Source organism: Enterobacter cloacae complex sp. XAL002 (genome assembly GCF_049236805.1).
In the GTDB taxonomy this organism is placed as follows: domain Bacteria; phylum Pseudomonadota; class Gammaproteobacteria; order Enterobacterales; family Enterobacteriaceae; genus Enterobacter; species Enterobacter intestinihominis.
This window is the reverse complement of record NZ_JBMKJN010000006.1, coordinates 154824-178435: the sequence shown is the minus strand read 5'-3', so window position 1 is coordinate 178435 and position 23612 is coordinate 154824. Positions and strand designations below refer to the sequence as shown.

The following is a 23612-nucleotide window of genomic DNA, read 5'->3' as shown; positions in this document are numbered from 1 at the left end:
TTTAGGACATTTCTTTTCTGAAACCTGATTTCAGTTCATCCCGAAACATCTGTTTACAGCGTTAATCACAATGCGTATATTTCGCATTTGCATTTTCATGCGCATTTTTAACATAGAAAACGACGTCAGCCCGTGCTAGCGGGACTGTCGCGCACTACCTTCACCATTCACTAAGGGTTTGATGATGTCTTTCATTAATCACACCAGGGATGGGCAACGTCAGCCTGCCGCAACACCTTCGTTGCTGGCCGCCTGCATTGCTATGGCATTGACGCCAACCACCGCTTTCGCTGCTTCAACAGCCGAAGATACCGTCGTCGTTGATGGGGGTTTTGATAACACACAGGATCTTTCTGCCAGCCAGGATCAGGATTACAGCGTAAAAACCACTACCACCGGCACCAAACTGTTGCTGGTTCCCCGCGACATCCCACAGTCCGTCAGCGTTATCAGCCAGCAACGTATGGCTGACCAGAATCTGCAATCCATCGGCCAGGTGCTGACGAACACCACGGGCATTACGGCGCAGGTGCAGGACAGCGATCGTACCGTATTTTACTCACGCGGATTTTTCGTCAGCAACTACGCCTATGACGACCTTCCAACGTCCATCAGTGAAGTGTGGAACTTTGGTGATACCGCCGCCGATACCGCAATTTATGACCGCATTGAAGTGGTCCGCGGCGCCACAGGCCTGATGTCCGGGACGGGCAACCCGGCGGCGTACGTTAATATGGTGCGCAAGCATGCGGACAGCCAGGAATTTAAAGGCAACGTCTCCGCCAGCTACGGCAGCTGGGACAAGCAGCGTTACGTGCTGGATCTCCAGGCGCCGCTGGTGGAATCAGGTAAGGTACGGGGTCGTCTGATCACGGGTTATCAGGACAACGATAGCTTCGTGGATAACTACCACTACCGGAAGAAATTCCTCTACGGCGTGATGGATGCAGATGTTACCGACAGCACGACCCTCTCGGTAGGGTATGAGTATCAGGAAAGCCATACCGCCGACCCAACCTGGGGCGGGCTGCCGACCTGGTACAGCGACGGAAGTAAGACCAACTACAATCGCAGCCAGACCGTCGCGCCTGACTGGGCCTATTCAGATAAAGACAGCACCCGCATCTTCGCTAACCTGACCCAGCGTTTCGATAATGGCTGGGAAGCGCACATCAACGGCATGCATGCTGAAACCAACTTTGACTCTAAGCTGATGTATATGTCCGGTTATCCGGATAAAGAGACCGGCGCTGGCCTGGTGGGTTACGGCGGCTGGAACCGCGGGGAACGCAAACAGGATGCGGTCGATGCCTTCCTGCGCGGCGGTTTCGATCTCTTTGGCCGTCAGCACGAGATGATGTTCGGCGGCAGCTTTAGCCGTCAGCGTAACCATTACGACAACACCATGCCGGATGCAGTATACGGCATGGTTGATGTCGGCAACTTTAAGAACTGGAACGGGAATATTGCCGATCCGCAGTGGACGCCGTGGAAACTCTACAGCAAGGATGATATTCGCCAGTCTTCAGCCTATTCCTCTGCGCGTTTCTCACTCGCCGATCCGTTGCACCTGATCCTGGGGGCGCGTTACACCCAATACAACATTCGCTATAACCCCGCTGGTTCGCCGAATACACGTCTGGAAAGCACCAAAGATGATGTCACGCCGTATGCCGGCCTGGTGTATGACATCAATGAGGACTGGTCGACCTACGTCAGCTATACCTCTATCTTCCAGCCGCAGGATAAGCGCAATGCCAGTGGACGTTATCTCGACCCTACCACGGGTAAAAGCTACGAAGCCGGGGTGAAGGCAGACTGGTTTAATACCCGCCTCACCACCTCGCTGGCGATTTTCCGCATTGAGCAGGATAACGTGGCCAGCAACACGTATACCTACATGCCGAGCGGTGAGTCGATTTATGAATCGCTGGACGGGGTGGTCAGCAAAGGGGTCGAGTTTGAGCTCAACGGTGCACTGACCGATAACTGGCAGCTGACCTTTGGCGCGACGCGTTACATTGCAGAAGATAAGAATGGCAACGCTGTCAGCTCCGATCAGCCGCGCACAACCATGAAGTTGTTCACTCGTTATCAACTGCCAATGCTGCCGGAACTGACCGTGGGCGGTGGCGTAAACTGGCAGAACAAAGTGTGGACGGACGTGGAAGGCGGTCCGGCAGGACGTTCCCGCGCGGAGCAAGGCAGCTATGGGCTGGTGAACCTGTTCAGTCGCTATCAGGTCACCAAAGACTTTGCTGTTCAGGCTAACGTCAACAACCTGTTCGACAAAGAGTATTACGACTACGTCGGATCGTATGTAGTGTATGGCGCGCCACTGAACGTTTCGGTGAGCGCGAGCTACGATTTCTGAGTATTAAGCCCGGTGGCGCTGCGCTTACCGGGCCTACTCATCACGTAGGCCGGGTAAGACGCAGCCGCCACCCGGCCCCCCAAACCGAGTAATAAAAAAGGCAGCCATTCGGCTGCCTTAGTCTCCCCAGATCACAGCTTAGTTGTTGCGGATGTACTCATCCATTTCGGTTTTCAGGTTATCGGATTTCGTTCCGAAGATTGCCTGAACACCAGAACCTGCAACAACGACGCCTGCTGCGCCCAGTTTTTTCAGACCCGGCTGGTCGACTTTCGCAACGTCGGCAACGCTCACACGCAGACGAGTGATACACGCGTCCAGGTTAGTGATGTTCTCTTTACCGCCGAAAGCAGCAACCAGAGCAGGTGCCATTTCGCTGGTCGCACCGGCTTTGCTGTCTTCCGTTGCATCTTCACGACCCGGCGTTTTCAGGTCCAGTGCTTTGATCAGCACGCGGAAGACGGTGTAGTACACCACTGCGTAGCCCGCACCCACGATAGGGAACAGCCACAGCTTGCTGCTGTTACCGGACAGAACGATGAAGTCGATCAGGCCGTGAGAGAAGGACGTACCGTCACGCATACCCAGCAGGATACAGATTGGGAATGCCAGACCTGCCAGTACCGCGTGGATGATGTACAGGATCGGCGCAACGAACATGAAGGAGAACTCGATCGGCTCGGTGATACCGGTCAGGAACGAGGTCAGCGCTGCGGAGATCATGATACCGCCCACTTTTGCACGGTTCTCTGGTTTAGCAGAGTGCCAGATAGCAATTGCAGCGGCCGGCAGACCGTACATTTTGAACAGGAAGCCACCAGACAGTTTACCTGCCGTTGGGTCGCCCGCCATGTAGCGTGGGATGTCGCCGTGGAACACCTGACCTGCTGCGTTGGTGTATTCACCAATCTGCATCTGGAATGGAACGTTCCAGATGTGGTGCAGACCAAATGGTACCAGGCAGCGCTCAATGAAGCCGTAGATACCGAACGCCACAACCGGGTTCTGGTAAGCTGCCCACTGAGAGAAGGTCTGGATTGCCGTACCGATTGGTGGCCAGATGAAGGACAGGACCACACCGGTGAAAATCGCGGCCAGACCAGAAATGATCGGCACAAAACGTTTACCCGCGAAGAAGCCCAGATACTCAGGCAGCTTGATGCGATAGAAGCGGTTAAACATATACGCTGCAATCGCACCGGAGATGATACCACCGAGAACACCGGTGTCCGCCAGGTGCTTAGCGGCAATCTCTTCAGCAGGTAAATGCAGTACCAGCGGCGCAACCACAGCCATGGTTTTCACCATGATGCCGTAAGCAACAACGGACGCCAGAGCGGAAACACCGTCGTTATTGGTGAAGCCCAGAGCAACACCGATAGCGAAGATCAGCGGCATGTTAGCAAAAACAGAACCGCCTGCTTCGGCCATCACATGGGAAACTACGGCTGGCAGCCAGCTGAAGTTTGCAGAACCGACACCCAGCAGGATACCTGCGATAGGCAGTACGGATACTGGCAGCATCAGCGATTTACCGACCTTTTGCAGGTTAGCAAATGCATTCTTAAACATAATTGAGAGTGCTCCTGAGTATTTGTGCTTTTTTTTACGTTTTCACGCATTGGCCCGGGGGGAGTACCGCGCCGTGGACAGGACATCTAAGCGCCCTTTATTTATTACACAGAGTAAAATAATTCCCTCTGAGTTTGTTTGACGGCTATCACGTTTCAGTTCAAGACGGCCAAAAAACTTGCAGATATTTACATAAAGCATGTCTGGATGTGTCTAAAAACGCCATCACCGCCCCGAATGAGGCGGTGAACTTTACTCGCTTTACTTATTAATTACGAGCCTAAAAATAACAGGTGTATCAGACAGATTGCAGGCGGGCGGGGTCAATATGGAACAGGCTGGCGAAGTTTTCCGTTGTCACGCGAGCCAGTTCTTCAATACTGACACCTTTCAGAACGGCCATATACTCAGCAACATCCCGGGTCATCGCTGGCTGGTTCTCTTTGCCACGATGAGGCACCGGCGCCAGGTACGGGGAATCGGTTTCCACCAGAATACGATCCAGCGGAACATAGCGCGCCGCATCACGCAGTTGCTCAGCATTACGGAACGTGACAATCCCCGAGAACGAGATATAAAAGCCCAAATCAAGCAGCTTACCCGCCGTTTCTCTGTCTTCTGTGAAACAGTGTAGTACGCCACCGCAATCCGTCACCTTTTCTTCCCGCAGGATACCCAGCGTGTCGGCGCGCGCATCTCGGGTGTGAACGATAACCGGCTTATTCAGTTCCCGGCCAATGCGGATATGGTTACGGAAGGATTCCTGCTGGCGAGGTTTCGTTTCCGGAGTGTAGAAATAGTCCAGGCCGGTCTCGCCCATCGCCACTACGCCCTCTTCTGCGGCAAGACGGCGTAAATCCTCAACGTCGTACGCTTCATCCTGATTCAGCGGATGCACGCCGCAGGAGAAGACGACATTATCGCGCTCGCCTACCAGTTCACGCATGGAGCGGTAACCCGGCAACGTGGTTGCCACGGCCAGGCAAAAATTCACATCGCGCGCGGCGGCTTTCGCCAGCACGTCGTCCACATTTTTATGCAGGGATTGATAATCCAGGCCATCGAGATGGCAGTGTGAGTCGACTAAAAACATAATGTCTCTCTCAGAGGTGGGAAACCGGCGGTATGCCGCCCGGTTGCAGGTAGTGTTCGATACGCAGTAACTGGTCAGTCAGTAAAAGCTCGCGATTGAGACCGGTTACCGTCAAAAGTTGTTCACGACTCTGGCAGATATCATGAAGGATAGCGTGCAGCGACTGCCCTGACAGGCGATTCGCCAGCGTGGTGACCAGCGCCCACACGTCAGGGTTAGTCAGAAGCGTAGCCCCCTGCTGAATTTTGAGCGCATCCAGCAGCAGCGCGGCCAGCCAGTGCAGCCGTTCCGGAGCCTGATCGCTGTTCAGCGCTGGCAGCACGCTCAGCCAGTCATGGCTGTCGAGGGCTGATTCAACCGCACGACACAGCGTTTCACGCTGGGACCACACCTCGGGCTGTAATAAGGCCAGCGCAGCCGCAGGCGCACCGCTGCACAGGCGCAACGCTGAGAGCGCCGCGTCTTGTGACACCGTCACTTCCCGCTCAAGCCAGGCGAGTGCCCAGGATTCCTGAGGGACAGCAAGGTGGTGAAGACGGCAGCGACTGCGCAGCGTCGCCAGCAAGCGTTCCGGCTCGCGGCAGGAGAGGAAAAACCAGGTGTTTTCTGGCGGCTCTTCCAGGGTTTTTAACAGCGCGTTGGCTGCGGCTTCCGTGAGCAGCGCGGCATCTTTCAGCCACACCACTTTCGCCCCCCCCAGACGCGCATATTCGTACAGTTTCTCACTGACCTCACGCACCGCGTCGATACCGAGCGTATTTTTGCCCTTCTCAGGTTCGAGGGTGTAATAGTCAGGATGCGTGCCCGCCTGCATGAGCTGGCAACCCCGACACTTACCACAGCTTTTATGTCCTTCCGGATGTTGGCACATCAGAAAGCGGGTTATGGCATAAATCAACGCATCATCACCCATTCCCGGCAGCGCCTGGATCAGTAACGCATGATGCCCCCGACCAACCTGATAGCTGCCGATCAGCTGTTCAAAGTGTGGGCGCAACCATGGATACCATTTCATGCCTGCTGCTCCTGTAGCCACTGCGTAACGGTCTGCTGAATATCACATGTAACGTCTTCAAGGGATTGCGTCGCATCGATGGTACGAATGGTCTTGTCCTGCCCGGCCAGTTCCAGATAACGCGCACGGGTGCGGTTAAAGAAATCAAAAGACTCCTGTTCAATGCGGTCCAGTTCGCCGCGGGCACGGGCGCGCTTCAGGCCCACCTCAGGGGTCACGTCCAGATACAGCGTCAGGTCAGGACGGAAATCGCCCAGAACCGCGTCGCGAAGCGTAGCCAGCATGGCCTGATCGATACCCCGTCCACCGCCCTGATACGCCTGGGTTGAGAGATCGTGGCGATCGCCAATCACCCATTTCCCTTCTGCCAGAGCGGGTTTGATCACCGTCTCCACCAGCTGAACGCGCGCCGCATAGAACATCAGCACTTCCGCTTTGTCGGTAATAACTTCATCGCCAACGGATTTGATATCCAGAACCAGGCTGCGCAGTTTTTCCGCCAGCTGCGTACCGCCCGGCTCGCGGGTGAAGACCATGTCGGCGACGCCAAGCGATTTCAGCGTATCCACCACCACGTTACGGGCGGTGGTTTTGCCCGCCCCTTCGAGTCCCTCAATGACAATGTATTTACTGCGCATTTTTTTCCTTAAGTGCCTTCAGATAGTCCTGAACGGAGCGATTGTGACTGGCCAGGTTGGTATTGAACGTATGCCCCCCTTTTCCGTCAGCCACAAAATAGAGATACGGCGTTTTGGCCGGGTGCGCGGCGGCCTTCAACGATGCTTCACTCGGCGTCGCAATCGGTCCAGGCGGCAGGCCGCTAATCACGTAGGTATTATACGCCGTTGGCGTTTCCAGATCTTTTCTGGAAATCCTGCCGTTGTAGTTTTCGCCCATCCCGTAGATGACGGTAGGATCGGTTTGCAAACGCATGCCGATGCGCAGACGGTTAATAAACACCGAGGCAACCTGGTCACGTTCGGCAGCAACGGCCGTCTCTTTCTCGATGATCGAGGCCATCGTCATGAACTGGTTTTGATCTTTATAAGGCAGCCCCTCTGCTCGCCCTTTCCACGCAGCATCTACCGCCGCGACCATTTTATTGTGCGCGCGCTTCAGAATTGCCACATCCGTCGTGCCTGCCGTATACATCCACGTATCGGGCCAGAACCAGCCTTCCACCCACTCGGGATGTTCGAATTTTAAGGCGTCTGCCACGGTCTGGTAGCGGTCATCTTTCAGCGTATGCTTGATGTACGGCGCGTCACGCAGTTGCCTGAGATAATCGCTCAGACGCATACCTTCTACAAAACGCAATGGAAACTGGGCTTCTTTACCACTCTCCAGCAGTTGCAGCATCTCGCGCACGGTAATGCCAGGGGTGAAACGATAGGTACCGGCCTTGAAGTGGGACAGGTCCGGCTCAATACGCAGCAGCCACTGGAATACGCGTGGGCGATTGATAATTTTGTCGTCATACAGCTGCTGACCAAGCGCCTGCCGCCCGGTCCCCGCTTTCAGGGTAAAAATCGTCTCGTCTTTAATCAGGATCTGACTTTCAGCCAGCTGACGGACTTTCCACACTCCCGCTCCGCCAGCGATTCCGAACGCAACGATAAGAAGGAGGACAAAGCGTAACATTTTCTTCATGACTACCTGGTTTGCTCACATAACGGGGCCAGAAACTGGAACAGCTCGCGGGATGACCAGCACTTGCGGTCATAAGCGCGAACGGGGACAACGGGCATCAGCGCATTGCAGATAACAACTTCTTCGGCAGCCAGCAGCGCCTCTTCCTTAGCGTTAACTTCGACAACGCGAAAGCCTGCGCGTGCCAGCTGTTGCAAACAAAACTGCCGCATAATGCCGTTGACTCCGGCCTGCTCCAGCGAAGGCGTGAATACGTCACTGCCCTTCCGCCAGAGTAAATTAGCCGCACAGCATTCCGTAATGTACCCTTCGCTGTCAAGAACCAGCGCCTCCCCGGCCTCCGTCTGCTCAAGATGAGTACGAATAAGCACCTGTTCAAGACGGTTAAGATGTTTTATGCCAGCGAGCATCGGGTTTCGCCCCAGACGTACCGGGCTAAGCGCCAGGACTACGCCCTCTTCACGCCAGTGCGCGTAATGGGAAGGATAATCTGAAACGGAAAGGATCCGCGCAGGATGCTGGCAGGCAGAACCGCTATAGCCCCGACCACCGCTGCCGCGGCTGATAATGACTTTCAGGACGCCGCTTGCTTTCTCTGACGCCAGCCGACGCATTTCACTTTCAAGAATGTCCCACTGCGAGAAGGGGATCAGTAATGCTTCGCAGGCTTTTTGTAAACGAAGGATATGGGCCCCGAGCAGGCACACGCCACCGTCGAGAATACGCGCGGTCGTGAAACAGCCATCGCCAAACTGGGTCGCCCTGTCGCTTGCCGGCAGCATTTCTTGCTCAAAGCCATTAATTAAAAACATAGTGGCTCCTTATGCATGGAGGCTCAGTCTGGCAGGATGTGGTTAGCCGGACAAGGGGATATCACCTAATAAAAAAGGCCCGGCAAGCGGACCTTTATTATCGTCAGCGACTAACCAGACTCAGACCTTTTTGAAGATCAGAGAACCGTTAGTCCCACCGAAGCCGAAGGAGTTACACAGGGTGTACTCCATACCGCTAACCTGGCGCGCTTCGTGGGGAACGAAGTCCAGATCGCAACCTTCATCTGGATTATCCAGGTTGATGGTTGGCGGTACAGCCTGATCGCGCAGCGCGAGAATAGAGTAGATTGATTCTACTGCACCCGCCGCACCCAGGAGGTGACCGGTCATGGATTTCGTGGAGCTCACCAGTACACGGCTGGCAGATTCGCCGAAGATAGACTTAACCGCCTGCGCTTCTGCTTTATCGCCCGCAGGGGTAGATGTCCCGTGCGCGTTAACGTAGCCAATCTGTGCCGGCGTAATGCCCGCATCACGGATGGCGTTTTCCATCGCCAGCGCAGCACCTGCGCCGTTCTCTGGAGGAGACGTCATGTGGTAAGCATCGCTGCTCATGCCAAAGCCAACAACTTCAGCATAAATTTTCGCGCCACGTTTTTTCGCGTGTTCGTACTCTTCCAGTACGATCATGCCTGCACCGTCACCCAGCACGAAACCATCACGGTCTTTATCCCACGGACGGCTCGCCGCCTGAGGATTATCGTTTCGGGTAGAGAGCGCACGCGCTGCACCGAAGCCACCGACGCCCAGCGGGGTACTGGCTTTTTCAGCACCGCCCGCAACCATAGCATCTGCATCGCCGTACGCGATGATACGCGCGGCCTGGCCGATGTTATGCACGCCAGACGTACAGGCTGTCGCGATTGAGATGCTTGGGCCACGCAGGCCGAACATAATGGTCAGGTGACCTGCCACCATGTTTACAATCGTAGACGGAACGAAGAACGGGCTGATTTTACGCGGGCCGCCATTCACCAGAGATGTATGGTTTTCCTCGATCAGGCCAAGACCGCCAATCCCGGAGCCGATAGCAGCGCCGATACGGGTAGCGTTCTCTTCCGTAATCTCAAGGCCAGAATCCTGCATGGCCTGAACGCCAGCGACAATTCCATATTGAATGAAGGCATCCATCTTGCGCTGTTCTTTGCGCGAGATGATCTCTTCACAGTTAAAATCCTTTACTAAGCCAGCAAATTTCGTTGCATAGGCGCTAGTATCGAAATGGTCGATTAGGCTGATGCCGCTCTGACCGGCAAGGAGAGCTTTCCAGGTGGACTCTACGGTATTGCCGACAGGAGACAACATGCCAAGTCCGGTCACAACTACACGACGCTTAGACACGTTTGTCCTCCAGGGAGGGATAAAAAAAGAGATTCGTGGGACTACAAAAGATAAAACTCAGGCGGTCGAATGACCGCCTGGAGATGTTCACTTACGCCTGGTGACCGTTGATGTAATCAATGGCAGCCTGAACGGTGGTGATTTTCTCAGCTTCTTCGTCCGGAATCTCAGTATCAAACTCTTCTTCCAGAGCCATTACCAGCTCAACGGTGTCAAGAGAATCTGCGCCCAGGTCTTCAACAAAGGAAGCGGAGTTCACAACTTCTTCCTGCTTAACGCCCAGCTGTTCGCCGATAATTTTCTTAACGCGTTCTTCGATAGTGCTCATACTCTTAAATTTCCTATCAAAACTCGCTTTCGCGATGGTTTTCGTAGTGTATAAAATGTTGAAAAATTTGCAACTAAATCCCGGCAGGTCTTACCACGATTTTACGTTATTTTGAGGCCATTTGCCCAAATAACGCAAATATTTTCGATCGTGATTAAACCATGTACATCCCGCCGTTGACGTGGAGGGTTTCACCAGTGATGTAACCCGCTTCGTCAGAGGCTAAAAATGCAACCGCGCTGGCGATTTCTTTAGGGTCGCCAAGACGACCCGCTGGAACTGCCGCCAGCGTACCCGCACGCTGATCATCGGTCAGCGCACGCGTCATGTCCGTTTCAATAAAGCCCGGAGCAACAACGTTTACAGTAATTCCGCGGGACGCGACTTCGCGCGCCAGCGACTTACTGAAACCGATCAGACCTGCTTTCGCCGCAGCGTAGTTAGCCTGACCAGCATTTCCCATGGTACCAACCACAGAACCTACAGTGATAATACGTCCATGACGCTTTTTCATCATAGCGCGCATTACCGCTTTTGACAGACGGAATACCGATGACAGGTTGGTTTCGATAATATCGTTCCACTCATCATCTTTCATTCGCATCAACAGGTTGTCGCGAGTGATCCCGGCATTATTGACCAGAATATCCACTTCGCCAAACTCTGCGCGAATATTTTCCAGAACAGATTCGATAGATGCTGGTTCAGTCACATTCAGTACCAGACCTTTGCCGTTCGCACCCAGATACTCGCTGATGGCCTGTGCGCCATTCTCGCTGGTCGCAGTCCCGATCACCGTCGCGCCGCGCGCAACCAGTGTTTCAGCAATAGCACGCCCGATACCGCGGCTTGCGCCGGTCACCAGGGCAATTTTTCCTTCAAAACTCATGGTATTCCTCTTTTATTGCGAGAGTGCCGCTTTCATTGCTTCCGGCTCGTTAATCGCCGAGGCAGTCAGGGTGTCTACAATACGTTTTGTCAGACCGGTAAGTACCTTACCTGGACCGACTTCATACAGATGTTCAACGCCCTGAGACGCCATAAATTCAACGGTTTTGGTCCACTGAACTGGGCTGTAGAGCTGGCGAACCAGCGCGTTACGGATAGCCTCCGGCGCGGTTTCGCACTTCACATCGACGTTATTCACAACGGAAATCGTCGGTGCGTTAAAGGTCATTTTTTCCAGCTCAACCGCCAGCTTATCGGCAGCGGGCTTCATCAGCGCACAGTGAGACGGCACGCTCACCGGCAGCGGCAGTGCACGTTTTGCACCCGCAGCTTTACAGGCAGCGCCTGCACGCTCAACCGCTTCTTTATGACCCGCGATAACTACCTGGCCTGGCGAGTTAAAGTTTACCGGAGAAACGACCTGACCTTCAGCAGATTCTTCACAGGTTTTAGCAATAGAAGCATCATCCAGACCGATGATGGCAGACATGCCGCCCGTGCCTTCTGGCACCGCTTCCTGCATAAACTTACCACGCAATTCAACCAGACGGACCGCGTCAGCGAAGGCAATCACCCCTGCGCAGACCAGCGCAGAGTATTCACCCAGGCTATGACCCGCCATCAGCGCCGGCGTTTTGCCGCCCTGCTGCTGCCATACGCGCCACAATGCGACGGAGGCTGCCAGCAGTGCCGGTTGAGTCTGCCAGGTTTTGTTCAGCTCTTCAGCTGGGCCCTGCTGGGTCAGCGCCCACAGATCATAACCCAGCGCGTCAGAAGCTTCACGGAAAGTCTCTTCAATAACCGGATAGTTTGCTGCCATTTCAGACAACATCCCAACAGTTTGTGAGCCCTGTCCCGGGAACACAAAAGCAAATTGCGTCATTTTTTAATCCTTATCCTAGAAACGAACCAGCGCGGAACCCCAGGTGAACCCGCCACCAAAGGCTTCAAGCAAGACCAGTTGGCCCCGTTTAATTCGTCCATCGCGTACCGCTTCGTCAAATGCGCACGGTACCGATGCCGCAGAGGTGTTGCCGTGGCGATCAAGCGTCACCACAACGTTATCCATAGACATGCCCAACTTCTTCGCCGTCGCGCTGATAATACGCAGGTTAGCCTGATGCGGTACCAGCCAGTCGAGTGCGGCGCGATCCAGATTGTTCGCTTCCAGCGTCTCATCAACAATGTGAGCGAGTTCGGTCACGGCCACCTTGAACACTTCATTACCCGCCATTGTCAGGTAAATCGAACTGTCCGGATTAACGCGATCGGCGTTAGGCAGCGTTAACAGCTCGCCGTAGCGACCGTCAGCGTGCAGGTGCGTGGAGATAATGCCTGGTTCTTCGGACTGCCCCAGCAGCACCGCGCCCGCGCCATCGCCAAAAATAATGATTGTGCCGCGATCGGTTGGATCGCAGGTACGCGCCAGCACATCAGCACCGATCACCAGCGCATATTTTACGGCACCCGATTTAACATACTGATCGGCGATGCTCAGCGCATAGGTGAAACCCGCGCACGCCGCTGCAACATCAAATGCCGGGCAGCCTTTGATGCCGAGCATGTTCTGCACCTGGCACGCTGCGCTTGGGAAGGCATGCGTGGCAGATGTTGTCGCCACCACAATAAGCCCGATCTGTTCTTTATCAATGCCAGCCATCTCAAGCGCTCGCTGAGCGGCTTCGTAGCCCATGGTGGACACAGTTTCGTCTGGCGCGGCGATACGACGTTCACGGATACCTGTGCGCGTGACAATCCACTCGTCAGACGTATCTACCATTTTTTCAAGATCGGCGTTGGTACGCACTTGTTTTGGCAGGTAGCTGCCGGTACCTAAAATCTTCGTATACATGTACGCTCAGTCACTTTTAGCTAATACAGATCCCAGGCGAGCGGCAATCCTCTGAGGGACTTGTCGCTGCACCGCCTGCACTGCCTGTTCAATCGCGACGGTAAATGCTCGCTGATTGGCGGCGCCATGACTCTTAATCACGATGCCGCGCAATCCTAACAGACAGGCGCCATTATACTGGTCGGGGTTGAGGTGACTGAATCGCCGCGTCAGGCTTTTTTGTAACCAACGCTTTAATAAAATCAGCCACCAGGACCTTTTTTTACCTTCTCCCTGCGATTTCAGCAGAGAAAGGAACATTCGTACGACCCCTTCCATGGTCTTCAACGTCACGTTTCCGGTGAAGCCATCACACACTAATACATCCGTTTTGCCCGTCAGCAACTCATTGGCTTCGAGATAACCAATATAGTTGATGGAGGGAACCTGTTTGAGTAATTCCGCAGCGTCGCGGATACTGTCCAGGCCTTTGGTCTCTTCTTCACCAATATTCAATAACGCAACGCGGGGATTGGTAATCCCGACCACGTCTTCTGCCAGCACCGACCCCATCACGGCAAACTGAGCCAGCATTGTACTATCACAATCTACGTTAGCGCCCAGATCGAGCACCACCGTTTTGCCCTTCTGCTGATGCGGTAACACCGTCACCAGCGCCGGACGCTCAATGCCCTCAATCGGCTTGAGCAATAATTTCGACAGCCCCATCAGCGCGCCAGTATTTCCCGCGCTGACGCAAGCCTGCGCTCGCCCTTCTTTCACCAGCTCCAGCGCCATTCGCATAGAGCTGCCGCGGCTATTACGAATAGCCTGCGATGGCCGGGCATCACTGGCAATAACTGACTGCGCAGGAATAATCTGCAGACGCGAACGTTGTTCAAAGTCAGCTTTTGCAAGTAATGGCGTGATTGTGTCGGGATTACCGACTAAAAGAAGTGTGAGTTGCGAATTAGAATTCAGTGCCTGCAATGCTGCAGGCACTGTCACGGTAGGGCCAAAATCTCCCCCCATGACATCTAACGCCAGGGTTAGACGTGTCAAGGTATCGTCGCAGCCTGGTTCGGTAAACTCCCCGTTTTCACGGGGAAGTTCCTCACTAAGCCTAATCACGCTGACGCGTGATTACTTAGTGATAACCTTGCGGCCGCGGTAGAAACCGTCAGCGGTGATGTGGTGACGCAGGTGTTTCTCACCAGAAGTCTTGTCTACAGACAGGCTGGTAACTGCGGTCAGCGCGTCATGGGAACGACGCATGCCACGTTTGGAACGGGTTGGTTTATTCTGTTGTACGGCCATGGACCTTACTCCTCAATTACTTACGCTTTAAGCTGGCTAATACGGCAAATGGATTTGGTTTTTGCGCTTCATCAGGCAGTTCCCCAAAGACCATGTCCGCCTCGGACACTTCACAGTGTTCAGAATCATGCACCGGAACGACTGGCAGGGAGAGGATGACTTCATCTTCAACCAGCGCCAGAAGATCGATTTCACCGAATTCGTTAACCTCAATCGGTTCATACGCTTCCGGGAGTGCTTCAGCCTGTTCGTCAGAACGAACCGGACTGAAACAATACGTTGTGTGAACATGCTGTACAAACGGTTTCCCGCAGCGCTGACATTCGAGCGTTACCGTCACCTTTGCATCACCGGTTAAAACGGCGAGGCGCTGGTTGTCGATAGCGAACGACATGGAGCACTCTACATCACTGTCCACACTGACTACAGATTCGGCAATACGCTCAGCCTGATCGGAAGAATAGATTCCTTCGTAATCGAGGCGTTTTTGAGCCGTACGAACCGGATCAAGAGTCAGGGGTAATTTTACCTTTTGCATAGGGCGCGCATATTAACTTTGTAACGTCATAGAGTCAAAGAAAAAGGCAACCAGAGCTGCCTTTTGCCAATTATTCGCACACATTGCGGCCTGTAGTTTAAAATGGCTGGCATCGATACGCTATATCTGGTGATAAAAATATGCCAAATCTCGTCCTTGCTTCCACTTCACCTTATCGCCGAATGCTGCTGGAAAAGCTCGGGATCCCGTTTGAATGCGCCGCGCCGGAGGTGGATGAAACGCCACAGCCGGGCGAGTCACCGCGTCATCTGGTGACCCGTCTCGCGAAAGAGAAAGCACAGTCGCTGGCCGTACGTTACCCCGCTCATCTGATTATAGGCTCCGATCAGGTTTGTGTGCTGGGCGGCGAAATCACCGGTAAACCGCATACGGAAGAAAACGCCTGCCAGCAGCTTTTGCGTGCGCGAGGCAGTATCGTGACCTTTTATACCGGCCTGGCGCTTTATAATTCCGCCTCCGGTCATCTGCAAACCGAGTGCGAGCCATTTGATGTGCACTTCCGTCATCTCAGCGAGGAGGAGATTATGGATTACGTGCGTCGGGAACGTCCTCTGAACTGCGCAGGGAGTTTCAAAAGTGAAGGACTGGGAATTGCACTGTTCGACAAGCTGGACGGGCGGGATCCCAACACGCTGGTGGGGTTGCCGCTGATTGCGCTCTGCCAGATGTTAAGGCGAGAAGAGTGTAATCCGCTGACGATGTGATTTTTGCCCAGCAGCGCTTCGCTTGTATGGGCCTACGGGTTTCGTAGGCCGGGTAAGCGCAGCGCCACCCGGCACATAATCAGCCGCGCAGAACTTTCAGGCAGCGTTTCAACTGATCATCCAGCGGCGCTTCAATACGGATAACTTCACCGGTATTAGGATGGGTAAACTTCAGCGCTGCCGCATGCAGGAACAGACGCGACAGCCCCGTACCCGCCAACTGCTTATCAAACTCGCGATCGCCATAGCGATCGTCGAACGCAATCGGATGGCCTGCAAACTGGGTATGGACGCGAATCTGGTGAGTACGCCCCGTCACCGGACTACAGCGCACCAGCGTGGCGAATTCGTAGCGCTCTTCTACTTTAAATCGCGTCTCAGACGGTTTCCCTTCCTGATTAACACGAACAATGCGCTCACCGCTTTGCAGAATATTTTTCAGCAGCGGCGCCTGCACCACTTTCACGTGGGACTGCCACTGGCCGCGCACCAGCGCCAGATAATCTTTCTGCATCCCTTTTTCGCGCAGCTGTTCATGCAGGGAACGCAGTGCAGAACGTTTTTTCGCCACCAGCAGCACGCCTGAGGTATCACGGTCAAGACGGTGAACAAGTTCGAGGAAACGCGCTTCCGGGCGCAGCGCACGTAAACCTTCGATCACGCCGAAGCTCAGACCGCTCCCCCCGTGTACCGCCGTTCCGGACGGTTTATTCAGCACCAGAATGTGGTCGTCCTCATAAAGGATAACGTCGCTCAAAGCCGCGACTTTTTGCAGCTTCGGAGAAACGACCTCTTCTTCACGCTCTGCAACACGTACCGGTGGAATGCGGACTTCATCGCCCGCCTCGAGCTTGTACTCGGGCTTCACACGTTTTTTGTTCACCCGCACCTCACCCTTACGCAAGATGCGATAAATCATACTTTTTGGCACACCCTTCAATTGGGTGCGCAAAAAATTATCGATACGTTGCCCCGCCTCGTCGTCGGCGATGGCAACCATTTTTACGGCTGGAGTCTCTGTTTTCATGGTTGGCGATTCTAAATAGCGTCTGACATTAGCGCCACTCATTTTTCTATGCTTATATTTACTTTTATCCGGACCACTCCCCTTTCGCGCAATCGATTTGGTGGTTATTAAACCAATCACCCCGTTGAAGTGAAGAAACTGTGAGTAACCGGGTGATAATTGGTAAAAGTCATCTTGCTATAACCCGGCGAGCAGTGGAATAATGAATCCGTTTTCCGCGTTAAATCCGGGTTTTGTAAGGATGTCGACGGAATGACCAATTTTGTCTGACCGATCATCCACGCAGCAATGGCGTAAGACGTATTGATCTTTCAGGCAGTTAGCGGGCTGCGGGTTGCAGTACTTCCCGGTATAAGGATTGTTCTCTGGAGAGTTTTCCCAGGCAATTCCCCTGATAATTGCGCTGTGTTTCCCTATGAAATACAGGCAACCGACACTCTGCGCCTCTTAAGCGAGCGACAACCGTGAGGTTGGCGACGTGAATAGACACGAGGCCATCGGTTCATACCCCGGAAAGCGTCACCTTGCCCGCAGCTTTGTCGTCAATGTAAGAATAACGAGTAAGTTACGATGAAAAGAATGTTAATCAACGCAACTCAGCAAGAAGAGTTGCGTGTCGCCCTTGTGGATGGGCAGCGCCTGTACGATCTGGATATCGAAAGTCCTGGACACGAACAGAAAAAAGCGAACATTTACAAAGGCAAAATCACCCGCATTGAACCAAGCCTTGAAGCTGCATTTGTCGATTACGGTGCTGAGCGTCACGGTTTCCTTCCTCTCAAAGAAATCGCCCGCGAATATTTTCCTGCAAACTACAACTCCCATGGCCGTCCGAACATCAAAGATGTTCTGCGTGAAGGTCAGGAAGTTATCGTCCAGATCGATAAAGAAGAGCGTGGCAACAAAGGCGCCGCGCTGACCACCTTTATCAGTCTGGCAGGAAGCTATCTGGTATTGATGCCAAACAACCCGCGTGCGGGTGGCATCTCTCGCCGTATCGAAGGCGATGACCGTACCGAGCTGAAAGAAGCACTGGCAAGTCTTGAACTGCCAGACGGCATGGGCCTTATCGTGCGCACCGCAGGCGTTGGCAAATCTGCCGAAGCGTTGCAGTGGGACCTGAGCTTCCGCCTGAAACACTGGGAAGCCATCAAGAAAGCGGCAGAAAGCCGTGCTGCGCCGTTCCTGATCCACCAGGAAAGCAACGTCATCGTGCGTGCCTTCCGTGATTATCTGCGTCAGGACATCGGTGAAATTCTGATTGATAACCCGAAAGTGCTTGAGCTGGCTCGCCAGCACATCGCCGCACTGGGTCGCCCGGATTTCACCAGCAAAATTAAACTGTACACCGGTGAAATCCCGCTGTTCAGCCATTATCAGATTGAATCCCAGATCGAGTCTGCCTTCCAGCGTGAAGTGCGTCTGCCATCCGGCGGTTCTATCGTTATCGATACCACCGAAGCGTTGACCGCCATCGACATCAACTCCGCGCGAGCAACCCGCGGCGGCGACATCGAAGAGACCGCCTTCAACACCAACCTTGAAGCCGCTGATGAAATCGCCCGCCAGCTCCGCCTGCGCGACCTGGGTGGTCTGATCGTTATCGACTTCATCGACATGACCCCGGTTCGCCACCAGCGTGCGGTTGAAAACCGTCTGCGTGAAGCGGTGCGCCAGGATCGCGCGCGTATCCAGATCAGCCATATTTCTCGCTTTGGCCTGCTGGAGATGTCCCGTCAGCGCCTCAGCCCGTCTCTGGGTGAGTCCAGCCATCACGTCTGCCCGCGCTGTTCCGGTACAGGTACCGTTCGTGACAATGAATCTCTCTCCCTCTCTATTCTGCGTCTGATTGAAGAAGAAGCGCTGAAAGAGAACACCAAAGAGGTTCACGCTATTGTTCCGGTGCCGATTGCCTCCTACCTGCTGAACGAAAAACGTGCAGCGGTGAGCGCAATCGAAGCGCGTCAGGGCGGCGTTCGCTGCATCATCGTGCCAAACGACGAGATGCAAACCCCGCACTATCACGTGCTGCGCGTGCGCAAAGGCGAAGAGACAAGCACCCTCAGCTACCTGCTGCCGAAGCTGCATGAAGAAGAAATGGCGCTGCCGTCTGATGAAGAGCCTGCCGAGCGTAAACTGCCTGAGCAGCCAGCTTTAGCGACCTTCATCATGCCGGAAGCACCGCCAGAAGCGACGCTGGAAAAACCAGCGGAAAAACCTGCTGTGCAGAAAGTGGCTCCTGCCGCGCCAAAAGCACAGCCTGAGCAGCCTGGTCTCCTGAGCCGCATCATCGGTGCGCTGAAAAAAATGTTTGCCGCCGAAGAAGTTCAGCCTGAGGAGCCGAAAGAAGCGCCAAAAGAAGCGAAACCAGAGCGTCAGCAGGACCGTCGTAAGCGTCAGAACAACCGTCGCGACCGCAACGACCGTGGCGATCGTAATGAGCGCCGTGATAATCGTTCCGATAACAACGAAGGCCGTGAACAGCGCGAGGACAACCGTCGCAACCGTCGCGAGAAGCAACAGCAGAACGTTGAAGATCGTGAGATTCGCCAGCAGGCGGGCGATGAGTCCGAGAAGAGCAAACAGCGTGACGAGCAGCAGCCTCGCCGCGAGCGTAACCGTCGTCGTAACGATGACAAACGCCAGGCTCAGCAGGAAGTCAAAAACCTGAATCGCGAAGCGCCTGTAGAACAGCAGGACACTGAGCAGGAAGAGCGTACTCAGGTTATGCCGCGTCGTAAGCAGCGCCAGCTGACCCAGAAAGTACGTGTGGGTGTTGTTCAGGCCGAAGAAAACGACGTTATCGCGGTTGAAGCGGTTGAAAGCACAACGGGTACTCAGGTTGCGAAAGTTGACCTGCCAGCCGTAGTTGAAAATCAGGTTGAGCAGGACGAAAGCAGCGAAAACCGTGATAACGCAGGTATGCCGCGTCGCTCCCGCCGTTCTCCACGCCATCTGCGCGTGAGCGGTCAGCGTCGCCGTCGTTATCGTGACGAGCGTTACCCGACCCAGTCTCCAATGCCAATGACCGTGGCGTGCGCGTCACCTGAGATGGCATCCGGTAAAGTCTGGATCCGTTATCCGGTTGCACGTCCGGAGCAGGCTGTTGAAGAACAGGCTGTGACCGAAGAGGTGATTGCACCAGTCGTCGCGGTGGAAGACGTCGTGACTGAAGCGGCAACTGTGGTCGAACCGCAGGTTGTTGAAACAGCGCCGCCGCAGGCTGTGGAAGTGGAAACGACCCATCCTGAAGTGATTGCTGCGCCGGTTGATGCCGCACCGCAGATCATTGCCGAAGAAGATACCGTGGTGGCTGAAGAAGTCGCGGAAGACGCTAAGCCTGTATCCGCAGCAGAAGAGCCCGCAGACGTTGCCGTCGAAACGGTGACGGAAGAGGTTGTTCAGGACGTCGAGATTCAGGTTGAACCTGTTGTCGAAGAGGTCAAAGCGCCTGAAGTGAAATCTGAGCCGGTTGAGATCGTTGAAGCTGTAGCGCCTGCTCACATTGCTACCGCGCCAATGACTCGTGCCCCGGCACCTGAGTACGTGCCTGAAGCACCACGCCATAGTGACTGGGTTCGTCCGGAATTCAACTTCGAAGGTAAAGGTGCTGCCGGTGGTCACAGTGCGACGCACATGGCTACTGCCCCAGCTACTCGTCCTCAGCCTGTTGAATAACGCACGCTAAGACTGAAAGCCGACCTTCGGGTCGGCTTTTTTATGGCTGTTGCAGGGGCTTTCTCATCCCGGTGACCTCCGGCATTATCTGCCGCATCAGCTCCAGAAAACGCCGCAAGCGCGCCGGATAATAGCGTGACCAGGGATAAACCAGATGTACCGGTAGCGCTGCTGGCTGCCACTCTGGCAGTAAATGCACCAGTCGCCCTTCCCGAATATCATCCTGTACCGTCCAGCTGGATACCACCGCCACGCCTAGCCCGGTGAGTGCCGTATTGCGCGCTACATACAGGCTGTCGGTACTCAGGCGTGGCGTAATGGTAACTCTCGCCGGGGTGGGTGTTGCCTCGTGGAAGAGTTCCACATGGCGTTGATAAAAAGAGCTGATTGCAATCCAGGGGAGATGTTGCAGATCGTCCGGCGTGTTAACTGCGGGAAAACGGGCCAGGAGTGCCGGTGACGCTACCACCGAGCGCGGCACTTCAGCCAGCAACACAGACACGGTTGCCGGATCGACTTCCACGCCCACCCGAATAGCACAGTCAAGGTTGTCGCCGAGGAAATCAACCGAGCGATCGTTAAGCATCCATTCGATTGAGAGTAGCGGATAGCGCTGCAAAAATTCGGTTAACGGTTTTAGTAGCTGATCCTGGCCAAACGCGTGAGGCGCGCGCACCCTCAGCACCCCGACCGGTTCATCTTCCGTCTGCCCCACCTCGTCTTCCAGCGCCAGCCAGCTGTCAATCACCCGTCTGGCATGCTGATAGCAACGTTCACCGTCATCGGTCAGCCGTGTCGTATGGGTTGTGCGCAGCATCAGGCGCACGCCCAGCATGGTCTCGAGCGACTGCAACCGTCGGCTCACCGTGGCCTGGGTTGTTGCCAGCTGACGTGCCGCCGCAGAAAGGGACCCCGCCTCCACAATGCGAACAAAGGTTCGCATCAGTTCTACACGATCTATACGCTCAGTCCGTTTCATATCATTTGCACCTATACGCTACACGTATAAGCGTTTTACCACCGCGCCCGCTACCGTCGCAAGGCGTACTGATAAAAAATAGCCGCACACGACGAATGAGGAACATCTTATGAACACAACCACCACCCGGGCCGTAAGCCGCTGGGTAATCTTAATGCTGGCGCTCGGTGCGGGCTTCAGCGTGGCATCCATCTATTATGCCCAGCCTCTGCTGCCGCTGATGGGCTCAGACCTGCACCTGAGCATCGAAGGCATGGGCATGGTCCCGACGCTCACCCAGGCGGGTTATGCCTTAGGTATCCTGTTTCTGCTCCCGCTCGGCGATCGTTATGACCGCAGAACGTTGATCCTGATAAAAAGTGCAGCTCTGGCGCTGTTCCTGCTGGGTTGTAGCCTGACCGGACAACTTCATTCCCTGCTGCTCACCAGCCTGCTGATTGGCATGGCCGCCACCATGGCGCAGGATATTGTCCCGGCCGCAGCGATCCTCGCGCCGGAAGGCAAACAGGGAAAAACAGTCGGCACGGTGATGACCGGCCTGCTGCTGGGGATTTTGCTCTCCAGAACCGTGAGCGGCGTGGTGGGTGAAGCCTTTGGCTGGCGAGTGATGTATCAGCTGGCCGCCGCAAGCATTGCCTTTATCGGCGTGGTGATGTGGGCCGTACTTCCCCGCTTCGCCGTTCATTCCACGCTGAGCTACCCGGCACTGATGCGCTCCATGGAACACCTCTGGCGTCGCTACCCGGCGCTGCGTCGGGCTGCGCTGGCTCAGGGTTTTCTGTCGATCGCTTTTAGTGCGTTCTGGTCGACGCTGGCGGTCATGCTGCTGGAACGGTATCACCTTGGCAGCGCCGTGGCGGGTGGTTTTGGTATTGCCGGAGCAGCAGGCGCGCTGGCCGCACCGCTGGCAGGCGGTCTGGCCGATAAGCTGGGCGCCGGTAAAGTGACCCAACTGGGTGCCGCGCTGGTGACCCTCTCGTTTGCCCTGATGTTCCTGATGCCAGCCCTGGGTGTACACGGCCAGTTGCTCCTGATTGCCCTCTCCGCGGTCGGTTTCGATCTCGGTTTGCAGTCCAGCCTCGTGGCGCACCAGAACCTGGTCTACAGCCTTGAGCCGCAGGCCCGTGGGCGCCTTAACGCCCTGCTGTTTACCGTCATTTTCATCGGAATGGCGCTGGGTTCGGCATTAGGCAGCAATATCTATACGCTGGCAGGCTGGACGGGCGTGGTAGCACTGGCAACCCTGTGTGGTGCCATTGCGCTGGCTATCAGAGTGATTGAAAGCGCCCGGGTGGTGTCCGCTCAGGCAGAAAGTGTGTAAAAAAAATGCCCAACCCGGACGGGTTGGGCAGTCAAAACATGCCCAGTTTCAAGACATGTCAAACAGGTCAGAGTCTTATCTGTTCATCTGGAACAAAGACATACCCTGCATATCGCTAAAGGCTTTATACGAGGCCTGCAACGCCGCCTGCTGCATGGTGTAGGACGAAATCACCGAGTTCCAGTCTACGTCAACCAGGTTACTCATCTGCTGGGTCTGACCCAGCGCGCGGTCTTCACCCAGAGCGTCCAGCTTGCCCAGCTCATCCAGCTTGATGCCGAGGTCGGCGCGCACGGTCAGCACGTTGTTGAGGGAGTTGCTCAGGCCACGGTTGGCTTTATCAATAGCCGCCGTAAACGCCTCGGCTTTCGTTTCGTCCTCCCCAATCGGCGTATTCAGCGCTTCAATTGCGGAGTCGAGGATCTTGAACAAATTCGTTTCCGGCGCACTACCATCTGGCTCTGGCTTGGCATTGCTGGTAAAGCTATCGAAAACTTCAGTGCCCGTATGGCTAATTTGCATCGTGCGCGCGGAGTCAACCTGCTGGCTGATTGGCGTTCCGCCGCCCTTATAATCACCCGTAGTCTGGTCGAAAGCCGCCGCTTCGGTTTTGTAACCGGAAAAAATATAGCGACCGTTACCGTCCGTGCTGTTAGCCAGGTTCATGAGCTGATCGCGAATACCTTGCAGGTTCGTTGCCAGCGAAGCGCGGTCATCGTCACTTAACGTACCGTTGCCCGCATTGACAATCTTTTCCTGAGCAGCCTGGATAGCGGTTGTCACTTGCGATAACACGTTTTCTTCCAGCGAGACTTTCGTCGTAGCGAAGGAGCGCGCCAGCGCATACTGGCTGTTTTGCGTTTGGGCCTGAGAGAGCACAACGGCCTGCGAAGCGGCAATCGGATCGTCAGACGGACGGTTGATACGCTTCCCCGTAGACATCTGCTCGCCGTAGCTGAGCCAGAGGCTTTGGGAGTTCGTCACGCCGCGCATGCTTTGCTCATACATCATTTGAGTACTAATACGCATTTTTTATGCCTCA

General features: G+C 54.9%; 21 protein-coding genes. 4 read left to right on the top strand and 17 right to left on the bottom strand.

Annotated elements, in window-relative coordinates:
* Positions 1-184: 184 nt before the first annotated feature.
* Complete coding sequence (gene fhuE, locus ACOT0L_RS07935; RefSeq protein WP_032622149.1) at positions 185-2374, top strand: ferric-rhodotorulic acid/ferric-coprogen receptor FhuE; 2190 nt, start codon at positions 185-187, stop codon at positions 2372-2374.
* Positions 2375-2512: 138 nt separating this feature from the next.
* Here the strand turns inward: fhuE and ptsG are convergent, their stop codons facing one another.
* The 14 genes from ptsG to yceD form a co-directional block, all read right to left on the bottom strand.
* Positions 2513-3946 carry a PTS glucose transporter subunit IIBC gene (gene ptsG / locus ACOT0L_RS07930; RefSeq protein ID WP_003857942.1) on the bottom strand — a complete coding sequence of 478 codons (1434 nt, stop codon included), beginning with the start codon at positions 3944-3946 and terminating at the stop codon, positions 2513-2515.
* A gap of 298 nt (positions 3947-4244) precedes the next feature.
* The gene (locus ACOT0L_RS07925; protein WP_045622618.1) at positions 4245-5039 is read right to left on the bottom strand and encodes a metal-dependent hydrolase; all 795 of its coding nucleotides are present in this window, start codon (positions 5037-5039) and stop codon (positions 4245-4247) included.
* Between the two features lie 10 nt (positions 5040-5049).
* Positions 5050-6054, bottom strand: coding sequence for a DNA polymerase III subunit delta' (holB, locus tag ACOT0L_RS07920; RefSeq protein ID WP_126502922.1), 1005 nt, complete (start codon positions 6052-6054; stop codon positions 5050-5052).
* On the bottom strand, positions 6051-6692 hold the full coding sequence (tmk, locus tag ACOT0L_RS07915) for a dTMP kinase (RefSeq protein ID WP_022647743.1): 642 nt from the start codon (positions 6690-6692) through the stop codon (positions 6051-6053). Before tmk ends, holB begins: the two co-directional genes overlap by 4 nt.
* On the bottom strand, positions 6682-7704 hold the full coding sequence (gene yceG, locus ACOT0L_RS07910) for a cell division protein YceG (RefSeq protein ID WP_126502923.1): 1023 nt from the start codon (positions 7702-7704) through the stop codon (positions 6682-6684). Before yceG ends, tmk begins: the two co-directional genes overlap by 11 nt.
* Before the next feature lie 2 nt (positions 7705-7706).
* The gene (pabC, locus tag ACOT0L_RS07905; protein WP_126502924.1) at positions 7707-8516 is read right to left on the bottom strand and encodes an aminodeoxychorismate lyase; all 810 of its coding nucleotides are present in this window, start codon (positions 8514-8516) and stop codon (positions 7707-7709) included.
* A 120-nt stretch (positions 8517-8636) separates the two neighbouring features.
* Positions 8637-9878 carry a beta-ketoacyl-ACP synthase II gene (gene fabF, locus ACOT0L_RS07900; RefSeq protein WP_022647740.1) on the bottom strand — a complete coding sequence of 414 codons (1242 nt, stop codon included), beginning with the start codon at positions 9876-9878 and terminating at the stop codon, positions 8637-8639.
* A gap of 91 nt (positions 9879-9969) precedes the next feature.
* Complete coding sequence (gene acpP / locus ACOT0L_RS07895; RefSeq protein ID WP_003857954.1) at positions 9970-10206, bottom strand: acyl carrier protein; 237 nt, start codon at positions 10204-10206, stop codon at positions 9970-9972.
* Positions 10207-10360: 154 nt separating this feature from the next.
* Complete coding sequence (gene fabG, locus ACOT0L_RS07890) at positions 10361-11095, bottom strand: 3-oxoacyl-ACP reductase FabG (RefSeq protein WP_022647739.1); 735 nt, start codon at positions 11093-11095, stop codon at positions 10361-10363.
* A 12-nt stretch (positions 11096-11107) separates the two neighbouring features.
* Complete coding sequence (gene fabD / locus ACOT0L_RS07885) at positions 11108-12037, bottom strand: ACP S-malonyltransferase (RefSeq protein WP_126502925.1); 930 nt, start codon at positions 12035-12037, stop codon at positions 11108-11110.
* Positions 12038-12052: 15 nt separating this feature from the next.
* The gene (locus ACOT0L_RS07880) at positions 12053-13006 is read right to left on the bottom strand and encodes a beta-ketoacyl-ACP synthase III (RefSeq protein WP_003857960.1); all 954 of its coding nucleotides are present in this window, start codon (positions 13004-13006) and stop codon (positions 12053-12055) included.
* A 6-nt stretch (positions 13007-13012) separates the two neighbouring features.
* Positions 13013-14047: a phosphate acyltransferase PlsX gene (plsX, locus tag ACOT0L_RS07875; protein ID WP_198921375.1), complete on the bottom strand. Its 1035-nt coding sequence runs from the start codon at positions 14045-14047 to the stop codon at positions 13013-13015.
* An 81-nt stretch (positions 14048-14128) separates the two neighbouring features.
* Positions 14129-14302, bottom strand: coding sequence for a 50S ribosomal protein L32 (rpmF, locus tag ACOT0L_RS07870; RefSeq protein WP_003857964.1), 174 nt, complete (start codon positions 14300-14302; stop codon positions 14129-14131).
* Between the two features lie 16 nt (positions 14303-14318).
* The gene (gene yceD / locus ACOT0L_RS07865) at positions 14319-14840 is read right to left on the bottom strand and encodes a 23S rRNA accumulation protein YceD (protein ID WP_003857966.1); all 522 of its coding nucleotides are present in this window, start codon (positions 14838-14840) and stop codon (positions 14319-14321) included.
* 140 nt (positions 14841-14980) lie between these two features.
* On the opposite strand from yceD, the gene ACOT0L_RS07860 reads away from it, so the two are divergent.
* Positions 14981-15565, top strand: a complete 585-nt coding sequence (locus ACOT0L_RS07860) for a Maf family protein (RefSeq protein ID WP_032624478.1) — start codon at positions 14981-14983, stop codon at positions 15563-15565.
* A 79-nt stretch (positions 15566-15644) separates the two neighbouring features.
* Here the strand turns inward: ACOT0L_RS07860 and rluC are convergent, their stop codons facing one another.
* Positions 15645-16592 (bottom strand): 23S rRNA pseudouridine(955/2504/2580) synthase RluC, encoded by a 948-nt coding sequence (gene rluC, locus ACOT0L_RS07855; RefSeq protein WP_041907418.1) that lies wholly within the window; start codon positions 16590-16592, stop codon positions 15645-15647.
* Positions 16593-17162: 570 nt separating this feature from the next.
* Here rluC and rne point away from each other — a divergent pair.
* The gene (rne, locus tag ACOT0L_RS07850) at positions 17163-20270 is read left to right on the top strand and encodes a ribonuclease E (RefSeq protein WP_023299794.1); all 3108 of its coding nucleotides are present in this window, start codon (positions 17163-17165) and stop codon (positions 20268-20270) included.
* A 40-nt stretch (positions 20271-20310) separates the two neighbouring features.
* Here rne and ACOT0L_RS07845 read toward each other — a convergent pair whose 3' ends face one another.
* On the bottom strand, positions 20311-21249 hold the full coding sequence (locus ACOT0L_RS07845; RefSeq protein WP_023299793.1) for a LysR family transcriptional regulator: 939 nt from the start codon (positions 21247-21249) through the stop codon (positions 20311-20313).
* Positions 21250-21358: 109 nt separating this feature from the next.
* On the opposite strand from ACOT0L_RS07845, the gene ACOT0L_RS07840 reads away from it, so the two are divergent.
* Positions 21359-22570 (top strand): MFS transporter, encoded by a 1212-nt coding sequence (locus ACOT0L_RS07840; RefSeq protein WP_022647732.1) that lies wholly within the window; start codon positions 21359-21361, stop codon positions 22568-22570.
* Positions 22571-22645: 75 nt separating this feature from the next.
* Here ACOT0L_RS07840 and flgL read toward each other — a convergent pair whose 3' ends face one another.
* Positions 22646-23599, bottom strand: a complete 954-nt coding sequence (gene flgL, locus ACOT0L_RS07835; RefSeq protein ID WP_126502926.1) for a flagellar hook-associated protein FlgL — start codon at positions 23597-23599, stop codon at positions 22646-22648.
* Positions 23600-23612 lie beyond the last annotated feature (13 nt).

What these genes read in the sequence shown, in the direction of transcription:
- fhuE (WP_032622149.1), top strand. Translation starts at nt 185, where the DNA reads ATGTCTTTCATTAATCACACCAGGGATGGGCAACGTCAGCCTGCCGCA.
- ptsG (WP_003857942.1), bottom strand. Translation starts at nt 3,946, where the DNA reads ATGTTTAAGAATGCATTTGCTAACCTGCAAAAGGTCGGTAAATCGCTG.
- ACOT0L_RS07925 (WP_045622618.1), bottom strand. Translation starts at nt 5,039, where the DNA reads ATGTTTTTAGTCGACTCACACTGCCATCTCGATGGCCTGGATTATCAA.
- holB (WP_126502922.1), bottom strand. Translation starts at nt 6,054, where the DNA reads ATGAAATGGTATCCATGGTTGCGCCCACACTTTGAACAGCTGATCGGC.
- tmk (WP_022647743.1), bottom strand. Translation starts at nt 6,692, where the DNA reads ATGCGCAGTAAATACATTGTCATTGAGGGACTCGAAGGGGCGGGCAAA.
- yceG (WP_126502923.1), bottom strand. Translation starts at nt 7,704, where the DNA reads ATGAAGAAAATGTTACGCTTTGTCCTCCTTCTTATCGTTGCGTTCGGA.
- pabC (WP_126502924.1), bottom strand. Translation starts at nt 8,516, where the DNA reads ATGTTTTTAATTAATGGCTTTGAGCAAGAAATGCTGCCGGCAAGCGAC.
- acpP (WP_003857954.1), bottom strand. Translation starts at nt 10,206, where the DNA reads ATGAGCACTATCGAAGAACGCGTTAAGAAAATTATCGGCGAACAGCTG.
- fabG (WP_022647739.1), bottom strand. Translation starts at nt 11,095, where the DNA reads ATGAGTTTTGAAGGAAAAATTGCCCTGGTGACCGGCGCAAGCCGCGGT.
- fabD (WP_126502925.1), bottom strand. Translation starts at nt 12,037, where the DNA reads ATGACGCAATTTGCTTTTGTGTTCCCGGGACAGGGCTCACAAACTGTT.
- ACOT0L_RS07880 (WP_003857960.1), bottom strand. Translation starts at nt 13,006, where the DNA reads ATGTATACGAAGATTTTAGGTACCGGCAGCTACCTGCCAAAACAAGTG.
- rpmF (WP_003857964.1), bottom strand. Translation starts at nt 14,302, where the DNA reads ATGGCCGTACAACAGAATAAACCAACCCGTTCCAAACGTGGCATGCGT.
- yceD (WP_003857966.1), bottom strand. Translation starts at nt 14,840, where the DNA reads ATGCAAAAGGTAAAATTACCCCTGACTCTTGATCCGGTTCGTACGGCT.
- ACOT0L_RS07860 (WP_032624478.1), top strand. Translation starts at nt 14,981, where the DNA reads ATGCCAAATCTCGTCCTTGCTTCCACTTCACCTTATCGCCGAATGCTG.
- rluC (WP_041907418.1), bottom strand. Translation starts at nt 16,592, where the DNA reads ATGAAAACAGAGACTCCAGCCGTAAAAATGGTTGCCATCGCCGACGAC.
- rne (WP_023299794.1), top strand. Translation starts at nt 17,163, where the DNA reads ATGAAAAGAATGTTAATCAACGCAACTCAGCAAGAAGAGTTGCGTGTC.
- ACOT0L_RS07845 (WP_023299793.1), bottom strand. Translation starts at nt 21,249, where the DNA reads ATGAAACGGACTGAGCGTATAGATCGTGTAGAACTGATGCGAACCTTT.
- ACOT0L_RS07840 (WP_022647732.1), top strand. Translation starts at nt 21,359, where the DNA reads ATGAACACAACCACCACCCGGGCCGTAAGCCGCTGGGTAATCTTAATG.
- flgL (WP_126502926.1), bottom strand. Translation starts at nt 23,599, where the DNA reads ATGCGTATTAGTACTCAAATGATGTATGAGCAAAGCATGCGCGGCGTG.